General features: G+C 62.7%; 14 protein-coding genes. 7 read left to right on the top strand and 7 right to left on the bottom strand.

What is annotated here, in order from left to right:
- Positions 1-20: 20 nt before the first annotated feature.
- Both K3819_RS19440 and K3819_RS19435 read right to left on the bottom strand, forming a co-directional pair.
- The gene (locus K3819_RS19440; RefSeq protein WP_221397748.1) at positions 21-980 is read right to left on the bottom strand and encodes a FecR domain-containing protein; all 960 of its coding nucleotides are present in this window, start codon (positions 978-980) and stop codon (positions 21-23) included.
- On the bottom strand, positions 980-1,486 hold the full coding sequence (locus K3819_RS19435) for a sigma-70 family RNA polymerase sigma factor (protein ID WP_085613166.1): 507 nt from the start codon (positions 1,484-1,486) through the stop codon (positions 980-982). The genes K3819_RS19440 and K3819_RS19435 overlap by 1 nt, the downstream gene beginning before the upstream one ends.
- A 240-nt stretch (positions 1,487-1,726) precedes the next feature.
- On the opposite strand from K3819_RS19435, the gene K3819_RS19430 reads away from it, so the two are divergent.
- Positions 1,727-2,167: a carboxymuconolactone decarboxylase family protein gene (locus K3819_RS19430; RefSeq protein ID WP_064598013.1), complete on the top strand. Its 441-nt coding sequence runs from the start codon at positions 1,727-1,729 to the stop codon at positions 2,165-2,167.
- Between the two features lie 4 nt (positions 2,168-2,171).
- Here K3819_RS19430 and K3819_RS19425 read toward each other — a convergent pair whose 3' ends face one another.
- From K3819_RS19425 to K3819_RS19415, 3 genes are all read right to left on the bottom strand, one after another.
- On the bottom strand, positions 2,172-3,764 hold the full coding sequence (locus K3819_RS19425) for a DHA2 family efflux MFS transporter permease subunit (protein WP_221397747.1): 1,593 nt from the start codon (positions 3,762-3,764) through the stop codon (positions 2,172-2,174).
- Positions 3,761-4,882, bottom strand: coding sequence for an HlyD family secretion protein (locus K3819_RS19420; protein WP_221397746.1), 1,122 nt, complete (start codon positions 4,880-4,882; stop codon positions 3,761-3,763). Before K3819_RS19420 ends, K3819_RS19425 begins: the two co-directional genes overlap by 4 nt.
- A 97-nt stretch (positions 4,883-4,979) precedes the next feature.
- Positions 4,980-5,744: a helix-turn-helix transcriptional regulator gene (locus K3819_RS19415; protein ID WP_085613169.1), complete on the bottom strand. Its 765-nt coding sequence runs from the start codon at positions 5,742-5,744 to the stop codon at positions 4,980-4,982.
- A 97-nt stretch (positions 5,745-5,841) separates the two neighbouring features.
- Here K3819_RS19415 and K3819_RS19410 point away from each other — a divergent pair, with 97 nt between their 5' ends.
- From K3819_RS19410 to K3819_RS19385, 6 genes are all read left to right on the top strand, one after another.
- Complete coding sequence (locus tag K3819_RS19410) at positions 5,842-6,975, top strand: MFS transporter (protein ID WP_085613170.1); 1,134 nt, start codon at positions 5,842-5,844, stop codon at positions 6,973-6,975.
- 105 nt (positions 6,976-7,080) lie between these two features.
- Positions 7,081-8,808 (top strand): ShlB/FhaC/HecB family hemolysin secretion/activation protein, encoded by a 1,728-nt coding sequence (locus K3819_RS19405; protein ID WP_221397745.1) that lies wholly within the window; start codon positions 7,081-7,083, stop codon positions 8,806-8,808.
- Between the two features lie 94 nt (positions 8,809-8,902).
- Positions 8,903-13,372, top strand: a complete 4,470-nt coding sequence (locus tag K3819_RS19400; protein WP_221397744.1) for a hemagglutinin repeat-containing protein — start codon at positions 8,903-8,905, stop codon at positions 13,370-13,372.
- A gap of 278 nt (positions 13,373-13,650) precedes the next feature.
- Positions 13,651-14,151, top strand: a complete 501-nt coding sequence (locus tag K3819_RS19395) for a sigma-70 family RNA polymerase sigma factor (protein WP_064598003.1) — start codon at positions 13,651-13,653, stop codon at positions 14,149-14,151.
- Between the two features lie 40 nt (positions 14,152-14,191).
- Positions 14,192-15,175, top strand: coding sequence for a FecR family protein (locus K3819_RS19390; RefSeq protein ID WP_221397743.1), 984 nt, complete (start codon positions 14,192-14,194; stop codon positions 15,173-15,175).
- Between the two features lie 98 nt (positions 15,176-15,273).
- Positions 15,274-17,697: a TonB-dependent receptor gene (locus K3819_RS19385; RefSeq protein WP_221397742.1), complete on the top strand. Its 2,424-nt coding sequence runs from the start codon at positions 15,274-15,276 to the stop codon at positions 17,695-17,697.
- A 114-nt stretch (positions 17,698-17,811) separates the two neighbouring features.
- Here the strand turns inward: K3819_RS19385 and K3819_RS19380 are convergent, their stop codons facing one another.
- Both K3819_RS19380 and K3819_RS29515 read right to left on the bottom strand, forming a co-directional pair.
- Positions 17,812-18,963, bottom strand: coding sequence for an MFS transporter (locus K3819_RS19380; RefSeq protein WP_085613177.1), 1,152 nt, complete (start codon positions 18,961-18,963; stop codon positions 17,812-17,814).
- A 110-nt stretch (positions 18,964-19,073) separates the two neighbouring features.
- On the bottom strand, positions 19,074-20,150 hold the full coding sequence (locus K3819_RS29515; RefSeq protein WP_260328943.1) for a hypothetical protein: 1,077 nt from the start codon (positions 20,148-20,150) through the stop codon (positions 19,074-19,076).
- Between the last annotated feature and the right edge of the window lie 10 nt (positions 20,151-20,160).

The following is a 20,160-nucleotide window of genomic DNA, read 5'->3' as shown; positions in this document are numbered from 1 at the left end:
GGAAAATATTTTCCGAGGGCTCAGACACGCGGTTCCACCGACAGCCAATAACGGGTCAGGCTGTTGATGTTCAGTGGCAGGGTATCGCTGAGCAAACGCAGGCTGGCGTCGGTGTCGCGCAGGGAAAACGCCCCGGACACGCGCATCGCCGCGACGTCCGGATGACAGCGCAGCACGCCCCGGCGATAGCGGCTCAGCTCGCCGAGCAATTCGTCCAGGCGCATGTTGCTGGCCAGCAGCATGCCTTTGTCCCAGGCCAGGGACACGGTGTCGAAGGTTTCGGCGCTGTCGAAGCTGTTGAGCTTGAAGCGCTGGCGCTCGCCCGCCTGAAGAATCGCACTCTGCTTGAGCAGTTGCGGGGTGATCTGAACCTGGCCTTCGAGCACCGACACCTGGCTGCGCGAACCTTCGGTGCGCACGCAGAATCGCGTGCCCAGTGCGCGGGCCACACCTTGCGGGGTTTCGACAATGAACGGACGGGCGCTGGCATCTGCGGCGGTGTTGATCAGCACTTCGCCGTTGAGCAGCAGGACGCGACGCTCCACCGGGCTGAAAGCGATGTCCACCGCGCTGTCGGTGTTGAGCACCAGTTGGGTGCCGTCCGGCAATTGCAGGTTCTTTTGTTCGCCGACGGCGGTGCGCTGGTCGGCGGTCCATTGCTGCCACGGCACATGCTGCGAAGCGATGCCCAGCGGTCCGGCCATCAACAGCAAGCCGAGGCGGGTGAGGGTCTGGCGACGGCTCAGGCCTTCCTTGCGGGAGGCGCGTTTCAAGGTCTGGAGCGCGACGTTGGCCGGCACGCTGCGCAAGTCCCCCAGCAACGCTTCGGCCCGTTGCCAGGCAATGGCGTGCTCGGCGCTGCGGGTGCGCCATTGGGCGATGGCCTGGTGGTCGGACGGGGTCGCGGTGCCGGAATGCAGTTGCACCAGCCAGTCGGCGGCTTCGCCGAGAATCTGCGGATTGATCATCGACGAATTCATCAGGCGACACTCAGGCAGGCAATGAACGCGGCACGCATGTGCCGTTTGACGGTGATCAGCGAAACATTCAGGCGCGTGGCGATCTGCGCGTAGGTCAGGCCTTCGATCTGCGACAGCAGGAAGGTCTCGCGGGTTTGCTCGGGCAGTTCGCGCAGCAGCGCTTCGATGCGCCACAGGGTTTCCAGAATCAGGTAGCGGGTTTCCGGCGACGGCACTTCGGCGGCGGGCAGGTGCGCGATGGTTTCCAGGTACGCGCGCTCCAGGTCCTGACGCCGCCAGCGATCGATCATCAGGCCTTTGGCGATGTGCGTCAGCAGTGCCCGGGGCTCGTTGCCCAGCGGCTTGATCACCTGCCGGGTGAGCAGGCGCAAAAAGGTATCGTGCGCCAGATCGGCCGCCTCGCAGCGGTTGCCCAACTTGCGCTGCAGCCAGCCCTGCAGCCACCCGTGGTGTTCGCTGTAGAGCGTCTGGACTTGCTGATTCAACGGCTGATCGAGGGACGACATGGAGGGCAGGTACTCGTTTCGGGCGTCCGTTGCCAGAGATGCAATCGAGAGTGCGATTAGGGTGCAATTAAGAATTGATCGCATTCTAGTGGCGCGCAACGAGTGATGGCAATTGTCCTTTCACACTTTCTTTTCTGACATCCGCGTAGTGGCCTACCCATCTTCCGGGAGATTGGCTATTTGCCGGTCCGGACGCCGGGACTAACGTAGCCCCACATTCACTTGCCCCGGAGAGTCGCCATGAAACCTCGTATCGATTTCTACACCGCGTCCCCAGATGCCCTGAAAGCGATGATCGCCCTGGAAACCGCCGTCTCGAAATTGCCGCTGGAAAAAAACCTGATCGAACTGGTCAAGCTGCGCGCTTCGCAGATCAATGGCTGTGCGTTCTGCATCGACATGCACACCGCCGACGCGATCAAGGGCGGCGAAACCCCGCGCCGGTTGTTCGCCGTGACCGCCTGGCGTGAAGCGCCGTTTTTCACCGAACGTGAACGCGCCGCGCTGCTGTGGACCGAAACCCTGACCCAACTGAGCCTGACCCACGCCCCGGACGAAGACTACGAAGTGGTCGCTGCGCAGTTCTCGCCCCAGGAAATGGTCGACCTGACGGTCGCGATCAGCACCATCAACAGCTGGAACCGTCTGGCCGTGGGCTTCCGTAAAACCCCACAGGCCTGATCGATCAATGTGCGTCGGCACTCGGCGCGGCCGGTGGTTGCACCTTGCGCATCAAGGGCACCATCGCCGTGGCGATGCCGAAGCACACCATGATCATCAGGAACGTGTCGCCGTAGGTTTGCGTCTGCGCTTCACGGTAGGTCAGCAGCCACAGCTGACGCAGGCTGGCAGTGAGGCCGACATCGCCGCTCTGACCCAGTGCGGCAAAGTTGCCGCCGACCTGGGCCAGCCACTGATTCACTGCTTCGTTGCTGCTGTTCAGATGCTCCGCCAACCGGGTGAAGTGCAGGTTGGTGCGGTCGTTGAGAATGGTCGCGCACGCCGCAATTCCGATTGCACCGCCCAGATTGCGCATCAGGTTGAACAGGCCCGACGCATGCTTGAGCCGCGCCGGTGCCAGGCCACCCAACGTCAACGTTACTGCCGGCGGCACCGCCAGTTGCTGGGCGATTCCGCGCAGGGCTTGTGGCAGCAGCAATTCTCCGGCGCCCCAGTCATGGGTGATCGGACTGAATTCCCACATCGACAAGGCGAACAACGCCAGGCCCGCCATCATGATCCAGCGCAGATCGATGCGATTGGCCAGAAAGGCGTACAGCGGAATCGCCATGATCTGGAACACCCCGGTGGAGAAAACCGCCAGACCAATGTCCAGCGCGCCGTACCCGCGCACCCGGCCGAGAAACAGCGGCGTCAGGTAAATCGTCGCGAACAGGCCGATCCCGGTGACAAAGGAAAAGAAGCAGCCAAGGGCGAAGTTGCGATCCTTGAGGGCGCGCAGGTCGACGATCGGATTGGCCACGTGCAGCGTGCGGCCGATGAAGGCCAGCCCCGCGAGGCCACTGATCCATGCGGTGGTCAGGATGGTCTGGTCGCTGGACCAGTTCCAGCGCGGGCCTTCCTCGAGGGTGTATTCCAGGCAGCCGAGAAACAGCGCCAGAAACACCATGCTCAAATAGTCCGCGCCCTTGAGCAGCGACAGTTCCGGCTGGTCGATCTTCACCAGCATCGGCACCGCCACGGCGACGAAAATTCCCGGCACCAGATTGATGTAGAACAGCCAGTGCCAGGAGGAAATGTCGGTGATCCAGCCGCCGATCACTGGGCCTAATGTTGGCGCCAGCGAAGCCACGGCGCCGATGGTGGCAGCGGCGATTACCCGCTGTTTGCCGGTGAAGAAAAAGAAAGCGGTGGTGAACACCAGCGGAATCATCGACCCACCGAGAAACCCTTGCAGCGCGCGAAAGGCGATCATGCTCTGGATGTTCCAGGCGATGCCGCAGAGCAGGCTGGCGAGGGTGAAGCCGACCGCTGAAGCGCAGAACAGCCAGCGCGTGGAGAACACTCGCGACAGCCAGCCCGACAGCGGAATCACGATGATCTCGGCGATCAGGTAACTGGTCTGCACCCACGCCGTTTCATCGGTGCCGGCGGACAACCCGCCGCCGATATCGCGCAGCGAGGCCGAGACGATCTGGATGTCGAGCAACGCGATGAACATGCCGATGCACATCGTGGCGAAGGCGAACACTTTGGTCGCCGTCGCCATCTCGGCGGCGTTGAATGGCTGCGCGGCAGCGGTGAGGGCGGTGCTCATGGCGCGCTGGCCACAGCCGTGGTTTCAGGTTGGGCGCGGGTGTCGACTTCAGCCGTCACCGACAGGCCCGGACGCAGGTGGCCGAGCACGCCGTCGGCCGGGTCGAGCAGGATCCGCACCGGTACACGCTGGACGATTTTGGTGAAGTTGCCGGTGGCGTTTTCCGGCGGCAGCACACTGAACTGCGAACCGGTGGCCGGGGCGAGGCTGTCGAGGCGACCGTGGAATTCCTGGCCGGACAATACGTCGGCGCGGATGCTCACGCGCTGGCCGGGTTTCATCCGCGCCAGTTGGTCTTCCTTGAAGTTCGCATCGACCCACAGGCCGCTGGCCGGCACCACCGACAACTGCTGCGAACCGGCCTGCGCATAAGCGCCGACTCGCGCGCGGCGGTTGCCGATCACGCCGTCGACCGGGGCGCGCAGCTCGGTGTAGCCGAGGTTGAGTTGCGCCAGATCACGTTCGGCCCGGGCTTGCTGGAGGGCGGCGCGAGCCTGTTGTTTCTGGGTTTCGATCACGGTGAGTTGGCGTTGCGCGGCCAGCAGTTCGGCCTGGGCTTTGGCGCTCAAGGCTTGCGCGGTCTTGAAGGTGGCGTCGGCCCGTTGCGCGCTTTCCACCGAGACTGCGTTGGTGGTCACCAGACGTTTGTAGCGCGCGTTGTCATCCCGCGAACGGGCGGTTTCGGCGCTGGCGGCATCGATACCGGCACGGGCCTGACCGATCACCGCTTGCTGCAGTTGTTCGGTGGCGTCGAGGTTAGCCAGCAGCGCCTCTTCGGCGGCGACCGCGCCTTCGGCCTTGGCCAGATTGGCGCGGTAGTCGCGGGCATCGAGGCGGATCAGCACGTCGCCGGCCTTCACCTTCTGGTTGTCGCTGACCAGCACTTCCTCGATGTAACCGGCGACTTTCGGTCCGATCACCGTGACGTCGCCGCCGATGTAGGCATCGTCGGTCTCCTCGAGAAATCGCCCCGTGCCCCACCAATGCACGGCATACAGGCCGACGAACACCAGCGCGGCCAAACCCGCAGTGGGCAACAGCAGGCGTTTGAGCAGAGGAGGTTTGGGGGCGCTGACCGGAACGGCGAGATCGGGTTCTACGGTGGGCATGCTGGTCATGGCGTAATACCTGAAGAAGCGGAATGGCTATTACGACCGTAATATGACGCGAGTAATATTTTGTGGCAATTGATTTTTATCGCCGGTCGTCAGTTGCTTACTTGAGCCAGGCGCCGGGTGTGCTGCCGGTCATGGATTTGAAGAACGCAATGAATGCGCTGTCGCTGGCGAAGCCCAGTTCAAACGCGCAGTAGCCGAGGTTGCGCCCAGTGGCGAGCAATTCCATGGCGCGCATCAGCCGCCACTGTTGGCGCCATTGCTGATAGCTCATGCCGGTTTCGCGCTGGAAGATCCGGCCGATGGTACGGCTGCTGGCGCCGATTTGTTGCTCCAGCACTTGCAGTTCTGGTGGCAGTTGCTCGGGGCGTGCAAGCAGGGGGGCGAGACGCTTGTCTTGCGGCAGAGGCAGGAGCATCGGTTGCTGCGCCGCGTCACGGATTTCACTCAGACACAGCCCTAGCAGATGGGCGAATTTGCCTTGTTGCCAATCGGTGGCGAAATCGGCAATCGCCATCGGTTCCAGCACCGCGCGCAGCAACGGGCTGACCTCAATCACGCAAACCTGTTGCGGCAGCTCACAGCACAACTCGGGCGTCAGGTAGAGGGAGCGGTAATCGACGCTTTGCTGCATCACCGCCCGATGCGTGACGCCACCGGGAATCCACGCCGCCCGCGACGGCGGCAGCAGGCAAAACTGCTGCGCCAGCGTGATGCGCGTGCAGCCCTGTCGGGTGTAGAGCAGTTGCCCGCGCTGATGCCGATGCAGGCCGGAGTCGTGATCGCCGAGGGTAGAGGCGATGCCGATCACCGGCGCCGGGAAGCGATCAGGGTCAAAACGATCGTGGGCTTCGAGCCAGGCCATGGGTTGTCCGATTTCAACGATAAATTGTCAGGATTCGGATAATACGGCAGTCACGACTTTTTAAACTCCTCGGCGTTTTTGTTGAGGAGTCATGGTGATGAACCCTGGAAAGTTGTTGATGTTGGCGATTGCACTGCTGATGTTCCCGCAGATCGCCCAGACCTTGTTCAGCCCGGCGCTGGGGGATATAGGCCGGGCATTCAGCGTCGGTCCGCAAGCGGCAGGGCAAACCCTGTCGGTGTACTTCCTGGCTTTTGCGTTGGGTGTGGTGACGTGGGGCCGCGTGTGCGACCGGATCGGCCGCCGGCCCTCGATGCTCGCCGGTCTGGCGATTTATGTTTTTGCCTGCGTGCTTGGTTTGAGTGTTCGCAGTTTCAACGGTTTGTTGATGGCCCAGGCGCTGGCGGCATTCGGCGCTGCGGTTGGCTCGGTGGTGACCCAGACACTGTTGCGCGATCGTTTTCGCGGGAGCGAACTGGCCCAGGTCTTTTCTCTGGTGGGCATGGCGCTGGCGGCCAGCCCGGCCATCGGACTGTTCAGCGGCGCGAGTCTGGTTCAGGGCTTTGGTTATCGCGGCGTGCTTGCTGCGTTGTTGCTACTGGCGTCGGCCTTGTTGCTCTGGAGTTGGCGCGTCTTGCCGGAAACCCGTCCACCACAACTGACCCCCGTCGGTCTGTTCGCAACCATGGGCGATATGCTGCGCGATCCCGGCATATGGCGTTCGGCTTTGTGGATCGCAACGTTCAACGTTGCGTTGTTCAGCTATTACAGCCTCGGACCGTTTCTGTTCGAGCGGCTTGGACTGAGCAGTTCAGCGTTCGGCTACAGCGGCGTGATGCTCGCGTTGGCCTCAGGGTTTGGAGCATGGTTCAACAAACGCTTGCTGCAAATCGGTTGCAGTCCGCTGCAGTTGATTCGCCTTGCGGCCGTCACCGGTTTGCTCGGTGGCTTCGGCGTGTGGCTGTTGCAGGCGTACGTCTGGTTCGTGCTGCCGATGCTGCTGGTGGTACTGGCGTTCGGCATGGCGATTCCGAACATTCTGGGAGCAGCCTTGAGCAATTACACGGATCGTTTGGGTACCGCCGGCGCCTTGCTGGGACTGTTTTACTACCTGCTGATCGGCGGGGGATTGATGTTGGCAGCCTGGTCTCAGGCTCTCGGGGAAACCCTGATGATCTGCAACTTGCTGGCATTATCGCTGGCGATCCGCGCTAAAAGGGCATTTGTTTAAGAAATGTAAGCAGCGTAGGAAGCGTCTTGCATTTGTGTAGGAAGGCTCTGACTATCACCGCAATTGATGGGGTGGCATTACGCCAGTTGATTGCAAGGATGTTGAGTGCCGTATTCGCTTTGCGCTGTTTCTCGTAGTCGTTCCCTGCCGCGCCCGCTGTTGTCGGCCTTGTTGTTGAGTGCGTGTGCGCCCAGCGTTCTCGCCGCCGAAACTCCAGCCCCGGGCCAGGAAGTGCTGCGCCAGCAACAACTGCAACAGCGTGACCTGCAACAACTGCAACTCGAACAGCGCACGCGCCAACTGGAGCGCGGCGCGTTCGGCCCGACGCCTGCTGCCCCGGCCATTCCTGAGTCGATCAACCCCGACGAACGCTGCTGGCCCTTGAGCGGCACGCGCATCGGCGGTGTGACGCTGATCGATAAAGACAAACTCAACGCCCGGATCAAACCGTTGCTGGCGCCGTGCATGGGCGTCGGCCAGATCAACCATTTGCTGGCGACCATCACCGCGCTGTACGTGGAGAAGGGCTACATCGCCAGTCGGCCGTACCTGAGCGGTGCGCCGGCGGCGGGGCAGTCGCTGGATATCCTGATCGACGAAGGCTACATCGAGTCCATCGAACTGGCGGATCAAAGCCTGCCGGTTTCCCTCGGTGGCGCGTTCCCCGGAATGCTCGGCAAGCCGCTGAACCTGCGGGATCTGGAGCAGGGTCTGGATCAGTTGAACCGTCTGCGCTCGCTCGACCTGACCGCCGACATCGCCCCCGGCAGCCAGCCCGGTGCGTCAAAAATCATCTTGCGTTCACGTACTTCCGGGCAGTCACGCTGGGCCCTCGGTGCCGGTTTCGACAACCTCGGCAGTGCCAGCACCGGTCGTGACCGTGACACCCTGAGCCTGACCCTCGACAGCCCGCTCGAACTCAACGATCTGCTGAGCCTCAGCGCCAGCGACACCCTCAATCAGGGCGACCGCTACAGCCGCAACGCCAGCCTCTATTACGCGATTCCCTACGGATACTGGACGTTCAGCACCTTCGCCAGCCACGCCGAATACCGCGCGCCGTTCAAACTCAGCACGGCGACCCTGCACAGCACCGGCATCACCGATCAGCTCAGCCTGCGCGCCGACCGGGTGTTGTGGCGTGACCAGAGCCATCAGCTCAGTGCCAACCTGCAACTGGCGCACAAGGACGTTGACAGTTATCTGGAAAACGTCCGCCTCGGTATTCAAAGCCCGACTCTGACTGTGGCCGAAGCGGGGCTCAATCTGTTCTGGCTCGACCGCGCGGTGTGGAACCTCGACGTCAATTACGCCCAGGGTTTAAGCGGGTTCGGCGCCGACGACGATGCCGATCGCCAGGTCAAAAACCTGCCCAAGGCGCAGTTTCGCAAGTACCGCGCCGGCCTCAGCCAGTGGCGCAACGGCCAGCTCGGCGCGCAGACCTGGCAATGGCAGAGCCAGCTCAATTTGCAGTACAGCCCGGATCCATTGCCGGCCATCGAACAACTGCTCGGCACCGATGATTCCGCCGTGCGCGGTTATCGGGTCAGCAGCGCGTCCGGCGCCAGCGGCGCGATCTGGCGCAACACCTTGCGCCTGCCGCTGCGCAGCGATCTGCCGGTGCAGCTCACCCCGCGCGTCGGCCTCGACCACGGCTGGATCAAGGCCGATCACGGCGCTCCGGTTCAACGTCTGAGCGGCGCCAGCGTCGGCCTCAACCTGGGCTGGAAAAACCTGCAAGTGGATGTCGATTACCAACGCAGCCTCAACACCCCGACCGGCCTGCACCGCGAGCCCGAAACCTGGCTGATGCGGGTCGGATTACAGATATGAACGTCAGTGAACAACAGCCATCGGACCTGAGCGCGACAGCCGTGGCCTTCAACTCAACGCGCAACGTGATGCCGCACTACATGGAGAGTTTTTTATGCCAATGAACACCTTTGCGTTTCATCTTTCCCCACGGGGCAAACTGCGCTGGGCGATTGCCAGCCTGTTTCTGGTCGCTCACCTGCCGGGCGCCATGGCCGGCGGTGTGGTGGTTGCGCCCGGCCCCGGCGGCACCGCGCAACTGCACACCCAGGGCGGCGTCCCGATCGTCAACATCGTCGCGCCCAACGGCTCAGGCCTGTCGCATAACCAGTTCCTCGACTACAACGTCGACCGTCAGGGACTGGTGCTGAACAACGCCCTTCAGGCCGGGCAATCGCAGCTCGCCGGGCAACTGGCGGCCAACCCGCAATTGCAGGGCCAGGCCGCGAGCGTGATCCTCAACGAAGTGATCAGCCGCAACCCGTCGGCCATCAACGGCGCCCAGGAAATCTTCGGTCGCGCCGCCGACTACGTGCTCGCCAACCCGAACGGCATTTCGGTGAACGGCGGCAGTTTCATCAACACGCCGAACGCCAATCTGCTGGTCGGCCGTCCCGAGCTGAACGACGGCAAGCTGCAAGCCCTGAGCACCCGCGACGCCACCGGCCAGTTGCAGATTCAGGGCGGTGGCCTGCGCAACGGCGAAGGCTCGATCAACCTGATCGCGCCGCGCATCGACAGCCAGGGCGTAATCAGCGCTCGCGATCAACTGAATCTCACCGTCGGGCGCAATCAGGTCGACTACGCCAGCGGCCAGGTGAAAGCCGTGGACCCGGCGGGCAACACCACCGATCAGCGGATCGACGCCAGCCTGTTCGGCGCGATGCAGGCCGGGCGCATCAACATCGTCAGCACCGCAGAAGGCGCGGGCGTGAAAGTGGGCGCGGTGCAAGTCGCCGGACGTGACGGCGTGCAGATTCGTTCGGCGGGCGACTTGAGCGTCAGTGGTCAGGCGATTCCCGACAGCCTCGACGTGACCCGTGCCGGCATTCGCAGCAGCCAGGGCGACGTAGGCCTGCACAGCGGCAAGGACCTGACGCTGGCCGCCACCGATGTCAGCGGTCGTGACGTGAAGGTCGAGGCCAAACGCAACCTGACCCTGACCACCGTCGAAAGCCGCAAGCTCCAGGAACAGCGCGAGAACTGGAACAACAGCACCATCGGCATCACCTGGGAAACCTACGATCGCACCAGGACCGACAGTGATTCGCGCCAGCACGGCAGCCAGATCGTCGCCAGCCGCGACGCGCAACTCTCGTCCGGCAAAGACACCGAACTGAAAGCCGCCAAGGTCGAAGCGAAGAACAACCTCAGCGTGCAAAGCGGCGGTGACCTGCGCCTGACCGCCGCCACTGAAAGCCACACCCGGACCGATCAGGGCAAGCACCGCAAACACCTGTGGAAAGCCGATTGGGACAGCAGCAGCGAAGAGCAGCGCAGCATCACCAGCCAGTTGAAGGCCGGCAACATTGCCCTGCAGACCGCTGCACTGTTGCGCGCCGAAGGCGCCGAGCTGAACAGCGCCGGCGATCTGCGACTGGCCGGCAAACAAGTGGAAATCACCACCGCGACCCGCACCCATCGCAGCAGCGACAATCGCTACTCCGGTGATCTGGTCGGCGGCGGTTTCTTCGGCAAGACCGGCGACGCCGACAAGGGCCAGACCCAGCATCAGGGCAGTAAGATCAACGCGGCCGGCAAACTGGTGGTCAAGGCTGACGACGTGCGCATCAGCGCCAGCCAGGTGCGCGGCGGCCAGGATGCCAGCGTGATCAGCGACAACGGTTCGCTGACCATCGACGGTGTGCAGGACACCTCGCACAGCAACAACCACGACAAGGACAGCAAGTTCTTCGGCATCACCAAGGACGAGTCCCGGCAGAACAGCAAGGACAGCACCACGGTGCGCAGCGAGCTCGCTTCCGACAGCAACCTCAAGCTCAAGAGCGCCAAGGACATCGACGTCGCCGGTTCCACGGTCAAGGCTGGCGGCGCGCTGGTGGCCGATGCTGCGGGCGATGTAAATGTGCATTCGACGCAGAACACCCACGACAGCAGCAAGAGCACGCAGACTCGTGGTTTCGACGCCTACGCCAAGGAGCAGACGGCGGAGCAATATCGCGCCGGCGTGCATTACGCAGACAAGGCGCAAACCGTCACCGCCAACGACGTCACGCAGCAGGGTTCCAGCCTCAGCGGCGGCAGCGTGCAAGTGAACGCGGGCGGCGATCTGACGCTGAAGGGCGCCGAGGTGAAATCCACCGCCGGCGACACCACCCTGAGCGGCAAGAACGTCTCGCTGCTGGCCGAGCAGGACAGCCACAGCACCTCGACCGAAACCCGCAGCACCGGCGGCGGTTTCTACTACACCGGCGGCCTCGACCGCGCGGGCAGCGGTGTGGATTTCTCGCACAGCACTTCGCAGGACTCCACCGGCAAAACCATTGCGCAAACCACCGGCGTGCAGAGCAGCGGCAGCCTGAACATCAACGCTGACAAACTCGCCACCGAAGGCGCGCAACTGAAGTCCGGCAACGGTCTGAACGTCGCTGCCAACGAAGTCGACAACCGTGCTGCGAGCAACACCGAACGCAGCACCCACAGCGAGAGCAACTGGTCGGCGGACATCGGCGCCAACGTCGAGTACAAAGACATCGCCCGGCCGATTGCCGGCGCGGTGAAAGACGTGCTCGACGGCAAGGTGCCGGACAAGGACGCACTGGCCAATCTCGGTCAGCCGAACGTCGGGATCGACGTGGCAGTCGGTCATGCCGGCGCCGATAAAACCGAGCAGGGCAGCAACGCCGTAGTCAGCCGGTTCGACGGCCAGACCGTGGACGTGAAGGTCGGCGGCACGCTGCACGATCAGGGCACCCAGTACAACGCCAGCGCCGGCAAAGTGAACATCAGCGCCGACAAACTGGTGGCCGATGCCGCGAACAACACCCACAGCAGCACCGACAACTCGGTGGATGCCAAGGTCGATGTGCGCGTCTACACCAAGACCGGCGAAGACGTGAACGTGGCCGGCAGCGGCGCGGGTGGTAGCAGCCAGTCGAGCAAGGACAGCTCCACGGCGGTGGTCGGCGGTTACGCTGGCAATCAGGGCGTGAACGTCAATGTCGCCCGCGACGCACAGTTCGAAGGCAGTCGTTTCGACGGCGGCCAGGGCGGTGTCAGCGTCAAGACCGGCGGGGATCTGGCGCTGAATCAGGCGAACGACCGCCAGAGCAGCGACAGCTCCAGCCTGCGCGGCAATGGCTCGCTGACTGTCGGCACCTTGCCGGGCACCGACGGCACCAATGTCGATCTCGGCGCCGGGTTCCAGCTCGATCACAAAGGCAACCAGACCGCCGACAGCCAGGCGCACGTCGCCAGCCTCAGCGGCAACGGCCCGGTGCAATTGAGCAGCGGCGGCAATCAGGTGCAGCAAGGCACCAAGATCGACAGTGCCGGTGCTATCGACCTGAAGGCCGACGGCAAACTCGACCTGCAAGTAGCCACTGATACCCACGTCGCCACCGGCAGCAATCTCGGCGGCGGCCTGAAGGCCGGCGGCAGCAAGACCAGCAGCGAGAAGAGCCACGATCAGGGCGGCAACCTCAGCGGCAATTTCAACCTCGGTCGGGTCAACGAGAACACCCAGACCCTCAACGGTGGCCAGCTCAACAGCCAGAACGGCATAGCGTTGAGCGGCGATTCGGTGCACCTGCAAGGCACTCAGGTCAGCGCGCCAAACGTCAGCATCGACGCGCAGAAGGGCGGTTTCGTTCAGGAGTCCGCGCAGTCCACCGACGACCGCAACAACTGGAATGTGGCGTTGAACGCCGGTGGCAATCTGAGCAAAAGCACACCGACCGCCGCCGATGAAAAAGTCAGCAGCGATCACGGCTTCAATGCCGGGGCCAAGGTCGGCGTGGATTACCTGCAAGGCACCACCCGGCAGAACAGCCAGATCAAGGCTGACACGGTGGTGTTGAACAGCGCCGGTGATGCGAGCCTGAGCGGTGCGCGGATTGATGCGCGCAATGTCAGCGGCAACGTGGCCGGTGATCTGTCGGTCGAAAGCCGTCAGGACTCCAGCACTCACGCCAAGGTTGACGTGGATCTGGGCCTGACCGCCAAGAAGACCCCGGCCGACGACAAGGGCAAACTGGCTGGCACCGACTACAAGCCAACGCTGAAAGTCGACGGCGAATACGCGCACAAGGACAGCGTCAAACAGGCTTCCGGTATCAGCGCTGGTCAGGGTGTGAATCTCACCGTTGGCGGCGCTACGCAGCTGACCGGTGCGCGGATTTCTGCAACTGAAGGCGGGGTCGATCTGGGTGGTTCGAAGGTCAACAGCAGCGACCTGAGCAACCGCGACTACGGCGTGAAAGCCGGGCTGGATCTGCCACACAAAACCGAAGAAAACGCACCGAAGGTGTCCCTTGAAAACGGCAACCTGAAAGTTGGTCCGGTGACCGTCAGCGGTCATTTCGACAGTCAGTCACTTCAAGCGGGTATTGACGAAAAAGGCTGAGCCGCCATGCATCAAGGGCTGTTCAGCCAGAGTGGCTTGGCAGCCTGGGGGTATGGAAACTGCACCGCGACTATCGCGGTGCTTTTCATTAGAGCCATGGACGGTGAATACCAGGGGGCTTGGTACGCGGGTGGTTCTGCCCACGCAAGGCAGGGACTGCCGCGAATTAGAGCGCCGAAGGGATAGGGAAAACAGCTTCGTCGGCACACCCGAGGAATCCATTGCTTCGTCTTAATAGGAAGCATTACTATTCACGCCCCTTTCTTCAGCACGCCGCAATGACCCCCATGCTGCCCCGCAGACCCGGCTTTCTCGAGCATTACGAAGAGTTGATCGGCACCTGGACCCGTCGCCTGCGCAATCGCTCGCAGGCCGAGGATCTGGCGCACGACACCTTTGTGCGGGTGCTCGAATCCGATTCGTCGGCGGTGCAGCAACCCCGGGCGTATCTGCACCAGACCGCGCGCAACATCGCGGTGGACGGCTATCGGCGTGAGGACCGGCGGGGCGCCATGGAGTCGGAGGCGATCGATCTCAGTGAGGCGCCGACCGGCGACCCGGAGCATTACATGCATGCGATCCAGCTGGCCGATTCCATCGAACGCGCGCTCACGGAGCTTCCGGTCAATTGCCGACGAATCTTCGTCTGGCAGAAGATCGAAGGCCTGACCCAGGCGGAAATCGCCGAACGCCTGGGCCTGTCCAAGAACATGGTGGAAAAGTATATGATCCGCACCCTGCGGCATCTGCGTGATCGCCTGGACGGGGCGCAATCATGAGCCGTGGCGTCTTTTCATCCCCAGCCAAACAGGACATTCCATGATGGATACTCGTGATTGCGCGTGCGGGCAAACAACGGTGCGCGATGACGCGGCACGCTGGTTTGTGCGTTTGCAGGAGCCGGCCGTCAGCGTCGACGAACAGCAGCGTTTCGACGCGTGGCTGGAGGAACATCCGCAGCACCGTGACGAATTCCAGTTGCTGCAAGGCTTGTGGACGGCGGCGGATCTGCTGCCAGCGCCACGGCTCAAGGCCCTGTGCGAAACCCCGCCGGCGCGGCGCGAACGCCGTCCGTTGTTGCGTTACGCCGTGGCGGCCAGCGTGGTCGCGGTGGCGCTCGGGCTCGGCCTGTTCAGCGGCTTGAATCACCCAACGGGTTACAGCGCCGAATTCGCCACCGCGCTCGGCGAGCGCAAGCATGTGGCGTTGCCGGACGGCTCGGTGATCGACCTCAACAGCCGCAGCCGCTTGCAGGTGCGTTTCGAAAAGGATCGGCGGCTCATCGAGCTGACCGAAGGCGAAGCGATGTTCAGCGTCGAGCACGACACGTCCCGTCCGTTCGTGGTCCAGGCCGGCAGCGGCAAGGTCACGGTCACTGGCACCCGCTTCGATGTGCGACGTGACGTGACGCAGACCCGGGTCGCGGTGGAGCAGGGCACGGTCAAGGTGCAGGGGCGTGATGCGGCCGAGGCCGATTTCATCAGCCTGACTGCCGGCCTCGGCACGCGGATCGATGCTCAAGGCAAAGTGGCGCCGGCGTATGCGGTCAATCCGGTGGAACTGACCGCCTGGCGCAGCGGCAAACTGGTGTTCAACAACGCCAGCCTCAGCGAAGTCGCCGAGGAAGTGTCGCGTTATCGCGACAAGCCGCTGAAGGTCTCTAACCCCGCCGTGGCCAATTTGCGCCTGACCAGCGTGTTCAAATCCGACAACACCGATGCCTTGCTCAAGGCCTTGCCGAACATCCTTCCGGTGGCCGTGCGCACCCTTGCCGACGGCAGCCAGGAAATAATTTCAAAATAAAATTCAGGTTTTTTTCGAGTTCGTCGTCTTCCTGTTCAACTGCAACTGGTTTGCATTAACAGCCGCACACTCTTGCGATCCACAGGACTCCGTTCGACGTGAAAAACTCCACCGCCAAAAACAATAAATCCCCTTGGTTGCCGCTGGCGCTCGCGCTGGCGGTCAACGCCGCCATGCCGATGGCTTTCGCCGCCGAAGCCATTCACATCCGCGCCCAGCCGCTGGGTCAGGCCCTGAGCGAACTGGGCCAGCAAACGTCGTTGCAGGTGTTTTTCAGCCCGGACCTGGTCGCCGGCAAACAGGCGCCGGCGGTGGATGGCAATCTTTCTCCGGAGCAGGCCCTGCGCCAATTGCTGCAAGGCAGCGGTCTGGATTACCAGATCAATGAAGGTTCGGTGACGCTGTCGCCGGCCCCGACTTCCGCTGCCAGCGGCCCGCTGGAGCTGGGCGTGACCGACATCAAGGTGGTCGGCGACTGGCTCGGCGACGCCGACGCCGCCGTGGTGCAGAACCACCCCGGCGCGCGCACGGTGATTCGCCGTGAAGCGATGGTCGAGCAGGGCGCGATGAACGTCGGCGACGTACTGCGCCGCGTGCCCGGCGTGCAAGTCCAGGAAGCCAACGGCACCGGCGGCAGCGACATATCGCTGAACGTCGGCGTGCGGGGTTTGACGTCGCGTCTGTCGCCACGCTCCACCGTATTGATCGACGGCGTGCCGGCCGCTTTTGCGCCGTACGGCCAGCCACAACTGTCGATGGCACCGATCTCTTCCGGCAACCTCGACAGCATCGACGTGGTTCGGGGTGCCGGCTCCGTGCGTTACGGACCGCAGAACGTCGGCGGCGTGATCAACTTCGTGACCCGCGCGATCCCGGAAAAAACCACCGGTGAAATCGGCACCACCCTGGAAACCTCCCAGCACGGTGGCTGGAAACACATCGATACCGCGTTTCTCGGCGGCACCGCCGACAACGGCATCGGCATGGCGCTGTTGTACTCGGGCGTCAACGGCAACGGTTACCGCGAGCGCAACAACGGCAACGACATCGACGACGTGATCCTCAAGACCCACTGGGCGCCGACCGATCAGGACGATTTCAGCCTCAACTTCCACTACTACGACGCCAGCGCCGACATGCCCGGCGGCCTGACGCAGAAACACTACGACGACAAACCGTTCCAGTCCGACCGCGACTACGACGGCTTCAGCGGCCGCCGCAAGGACGTGTCGTTCAAGTGGATCCGGCAGATCGACGAGCGCACTCAGGCGGAAGTGCTGACCTACTATTCCGACAGCTTTCGCGGCAGCACCATCGCCGCCCGCGATCAGAAAACCCTCAGCTCGTTCCCGCGTTCCTATTACACGCTGGGCATCGAGCCGCGTGTTTCGCGTGTGTTCGACGTCGGCCCGACCACTCAGGAAGTCAGCGTCGGTTACCGTTATCTGAAAGAAGCGATGCACGAGCAATCAAGCCGTCTGGCGCTGGTCAACAATGTGCCGGTGGTCACCAAGACCTCCGACGGTCATGTGTTCCAGGATCGCACCGGTGGCACCGAGGCCAACTCGGTCTACATCGACAACAAGATCGACGTCGGCAACTGGACCGTGACCCCGGGCATTCGCTTCGAGCACATCAGCACTGACTGGCATGATCGCGCTGTGCTCGACACCGCCGGCAAACGCGTGCCGGAGAAAAACCGCAGCATCGAAAGCAACGAGCCGCTGCCGGCCCTGAGCGTGATGTATCACCTGTCCGATGCGTGGAAGCTGTTCGCCAACTACGAGACGTCGTTCGGCAGCCTTCAGTACTTTCAGCTCGGCCAGGGCGGCTCGGGTGACCAGACCGCCAACGGTCTGGAGCCGGAGAAAGCCAAGACCTACGAAATCGGCACGCGCTACAACGATGACGTGTGGGGCGGGGAAGTGACGCTGTTCTACATCGACTTCGACGACGAACTGCAATACATCAGCAACGACGTGGGCTGGACCAACCTCGGCGCAACCAAGCACCAGGGTATCGAAGCGTCGGTGCACTACGACATGGCGGCGCTCGATCCACGCCTGGATGGCCTGACCGCCAACGCCGGTTTCACTTACACCCGCGCGACCTACGAAGGCGAGATCCCGGGCTTCAAGGGCCGCGACCTGCCGTTCTACTCGCGTCAGGTGGCGACCGTCGGCCTGCGTTACGACATCAACCGCTGGACCTACAACATCGACGGCTTCGCCCAGTCCAAACAGCGCTCGCCGGGCACTGGCGTGAATGCTGATGGCAGCTTCAATGGCAATTACATCACCGAAGGCACGGTGGACGGGCAGTACGGCGACATTCCGGGTTACGTGACCTGGAACGTGCGCGGCGGCTATGACTTCGGTTCGCAGCTGTCGAACCTGAAGCTCGGCGCCGGGGTGAAGAACATCTTCGACAAGCAGTACTTCACCCGCTCCAGCGACAACAACTCGGGGATCTACGTGGGCACGCCGCGGACGTTCTTCGTGCAGGCCAGCGTCGGTTTCTGATAGACCGAGGTGGCTTCATCGCGGGCAAGTCGAATCGTCGAACCGCAGCTCCCACAGGGATCGTTTGTATCTTGTGGGAGCGGGTTCGCTTCGGGGGCGTTCAGATGATGTTTTTCAGACTTTGAGCGCTTTGCCGCCAATCGCCACCGCCACCAGCAACGTCGCCATCAACCCGAAGGCAAAACTCAGGCTGCTGGCGTGGGCGACAAACCCGATCACCGCCGGGCCTGCGAGAATCCCTGCATAACCCAGTGTGGTGATTGCCGGTACGGCGATGCTTTCCGGCATCACCGTCTGCTTGCCCACCGCCGTGTACAGCACCGGCACGATGTTCGAACACCCGGCGCCAACCAGCGCATAACCGAGCAGCGCGGCTTGCCAGCTCGGGGCGAAGGTCGCCAGAAACAATCCCGCCGCCGCCAGCAGACCGCCAAACAGAATGATCCGGGTTGCGCCCAATGCCCGGACGATCCGGTCACCGGTCAAGCGGCCGGCCGTCATGGTCAAAGCGAACGCTGCGTAACCCAGCCCCGCATAGGCGGTGTCGATCCCGCGTTCCTGGGCCAGGAACACCGCGCTCCAGTCCAGCGCCGCGCCTTCGGTGAGGAACACGATGAAGCACATGCCGCCGATGAACAGCACGATCCCGTGGGGCACCGCGAACGCAGGCCCCGAGCTTTCACTGCCGTAAGGCAGCATGTGCGGCACGGCTTTGAACAGCGCCGCAATCAGCACTACAACCACCACCAGCATCGCCGCCAGTGGCGACAGCCCGAGACCGAGCAGGGCGCTCACGCCCGCCGCGCCGACGATCCCGCCGAGGCTGAACAGGCCGTGAAACCCCGACATCATGTTCTTGCCGCTGGCCCGCTCGACGATCACCGCTTGCAGGTTCACTGTCGAATCCACCGTGCCCAGCCCGGCGCCGAACATGAACAGCGTGGCGATCAACGCCGGAATCGACGACACCGTCGCCAGCAACGGCAATGCTGCACAGATCAGCAGCGTGCCGCCGGTGGCCACCTTCCGGCAGCCAAACCGCGTGGCCAGAATCCCCGCCAGCGGCATCGCCAGAATGGAGCCGACGCCCAGGCACAGCAACAACAATCCCAAGGTGCCTTCATCGAGCCCGGCCCGCGCCTTGGCGTACGGCACCAGCGGCGCCCACGCGGCGATGCCGAGCCCGGCAATGAAGAAGGCGATGCGCGTGGACATCTGTTGCAGACGTCCGGGGGCGAGGGGCGGCGGGGTGTTGATGGCAGTCATGAAGCGTCCTTGGTCTTGCGGTCAATGGCGTGATGCAGGGCAACATCGTTGCACATCAGTCCATGGGCCGCGACCTTGAGTTCCCGATTCGGCTGATCGGTGACAGCGTTTCACTGCTCGCGGATGCTTCGCGTCAACTTCAAAAAGCGCGGGACAACCGCTTCGGGCGGTGGCACCAGATCTTTCAGGCCGTCGGTGCCTTTCTGGAAAGTGAACATCTGCGCTGCGATCAGCGGGCTCGCCAGACCGCCGACATGGGCGATGGCGAACCAGGCGCGATCCTGTTCGGTGGTTTCCGGACGAGGGTCCAGACGCCAGCCTTCGAGGGTGGTCATGCGATCGCCGATGTAGAACTTCTCCATGATCTTCGACTTTTTCCAGATTTCGGCGTCGTAGCCGGGGCGGTAGTCGGTGTCGTAGGTGCCGTCGGTGGGTTTGGCGTGGTTGCCGAGTGAGGCGTTGATCAGGCTCATGATGACGTTGGGCGTGCTGGTGAAGCGCAGGCTGTTCTTGACGTTGAAACCGGTTTTGCCGTCGTCATGGATAAAGCCGTAAGGCATACAGACGCCGGGGCCTTCGGGTACTTCATAGAGGTCGCGGGCTTCGAAGCGGGCGGCGAGATCCTTGATCCTTTGCGCGGAGTTCTCGGCGGGTTTGTTCATGTTGAAGTAGAACACCCGGTTGTTGCGCCAGAGCAGGAATTCGTAGGGCGTTTCTTTGCTGCCCAGGACATAGGAGTCGGGGATGCCTAGATCGTGTTCGTAATTTTTTACTTTGGGTATTTGCTCTTCCAGTTTTTTTATTCGTTCCTCCTGCTTTTTCACCTCGTCATGGGAATAGTTCATCTCCTTGATCGATACCAAAAGGTCCTTGTTGGTTTCAAGCTTGTCCTCGAGGCGCTTTTTGTAGAGTTCGGTTTCGTGAACGATGGCGTTGCGTTGTCTTTCAAAATTTTCACGTGTCGTGGCATCGCTGACTCTGATGGTGAGTTCGTCGAAGTCATAACTAACGTAGTCGCCCACCGCATGCACATTCTTGGAAAATACGTGTCCTCCTGCACCTTTCATGTTGCTACGTTCGATAGCAAACGTTGCCCACTCGAATGCTTCCGGTGACTCGAATCTGGTACGTCCCAGACATTCGTGCAGGGCAGGCTCAGCAAGGGCTGATTGGGTGCCCAGCAACAAGCCGGCGAAG

This window comes from Pseudomonas sp. 3-2, from assembly GCF_019710535.1.
In the GTDB taxonomy this organism is placed as follows: domain Bacteria; phylum Pseudomonadota; class Gammaproteobacteria; order Pseudomonadales; family Pseudomonadaceae; genus Aquipseudomonas; species Aquipseudomonas pharyngis.
Note: the sequence above shows the minus strand (reverse complement) of the source record. Positions and strands in the feature narration are given on the sequence as shown.

Coding starts and splice junctions, on each gene's coding strand:
- K3819_RS19430 (WP_064598013.1), top strand. CDS start 1,727: ATGAAACCTCGTATCGATTTCTACACCGCGTCCCCAGATGCCCTGAAA.
- K3819_RS19380 (WP_085613177.1), bottom strand. CDS start 18,963: ATGACTGCCATCAACACCCCGCCGCCCCTCGCCCCCGGACGTCTGCAA.
- K3819_RS19390 (WP_221397743.1), top strand. CDS start 14,192: ATGATGGATACTCGTGATTGCGCGTGCGGGCAAACAACGGTGCGCGAT.
- K3819_RS19425 (WP_221397747.1), bottom strand. CDS start 3,764: ATGAGCACCGCCCTCACCGCTGCCGCGCAGCCATTCAACGCCGCCGAG.
- K3819_RS19410 (WP_085613170.1), top strand. CDS start 5,842: ATGAACCCTGGAAAGTTGTTGATGTTGGCGATTGCACTGCTGATGTTC.
- K3819_RS19435 (WP_085613166.1), bottom strand. CDS start 1,486: ATGTCGTCCCTCGATCAGCCGTTGAATCAGCAAGTCCAGACGCTCTAC.
- K3819_RS19420 (WP_221397746.1), bottom strand. CDS start 4,882: ATGACCAGCATGCCCACCGTAGAACCCGATCTCGCCGTTCCGGTCAGC.
- K3819_RS19415 (WP_085613169.1), bottom strand. CDS start 5,744: ATGGCCTGGCTCGAAGCCCACGATCGTTTTGACCCTGATCGCTTCCCG.
- K3819_RS19400 (WP_221397744.1), top strand. CDS start 8,903: ATGCCAATGAACACCTTTGCGTTTCATCTTTCCCCACGGGGCAAACTG.
- K3819_RS19440 (WP_221397748.1), bottom strand. CDS start 980: ATGAATTCGTCGATGATCAATCCGCAGATTCTCGGCGAAGCCGCCGAC.
- K3819_RS19395 (WP_064598003.1), top strand. CDS start 13,651: ATGACCCCCATGCTGCCCCGCAGACCCGGCTTTCTCGAGCATTACGAA.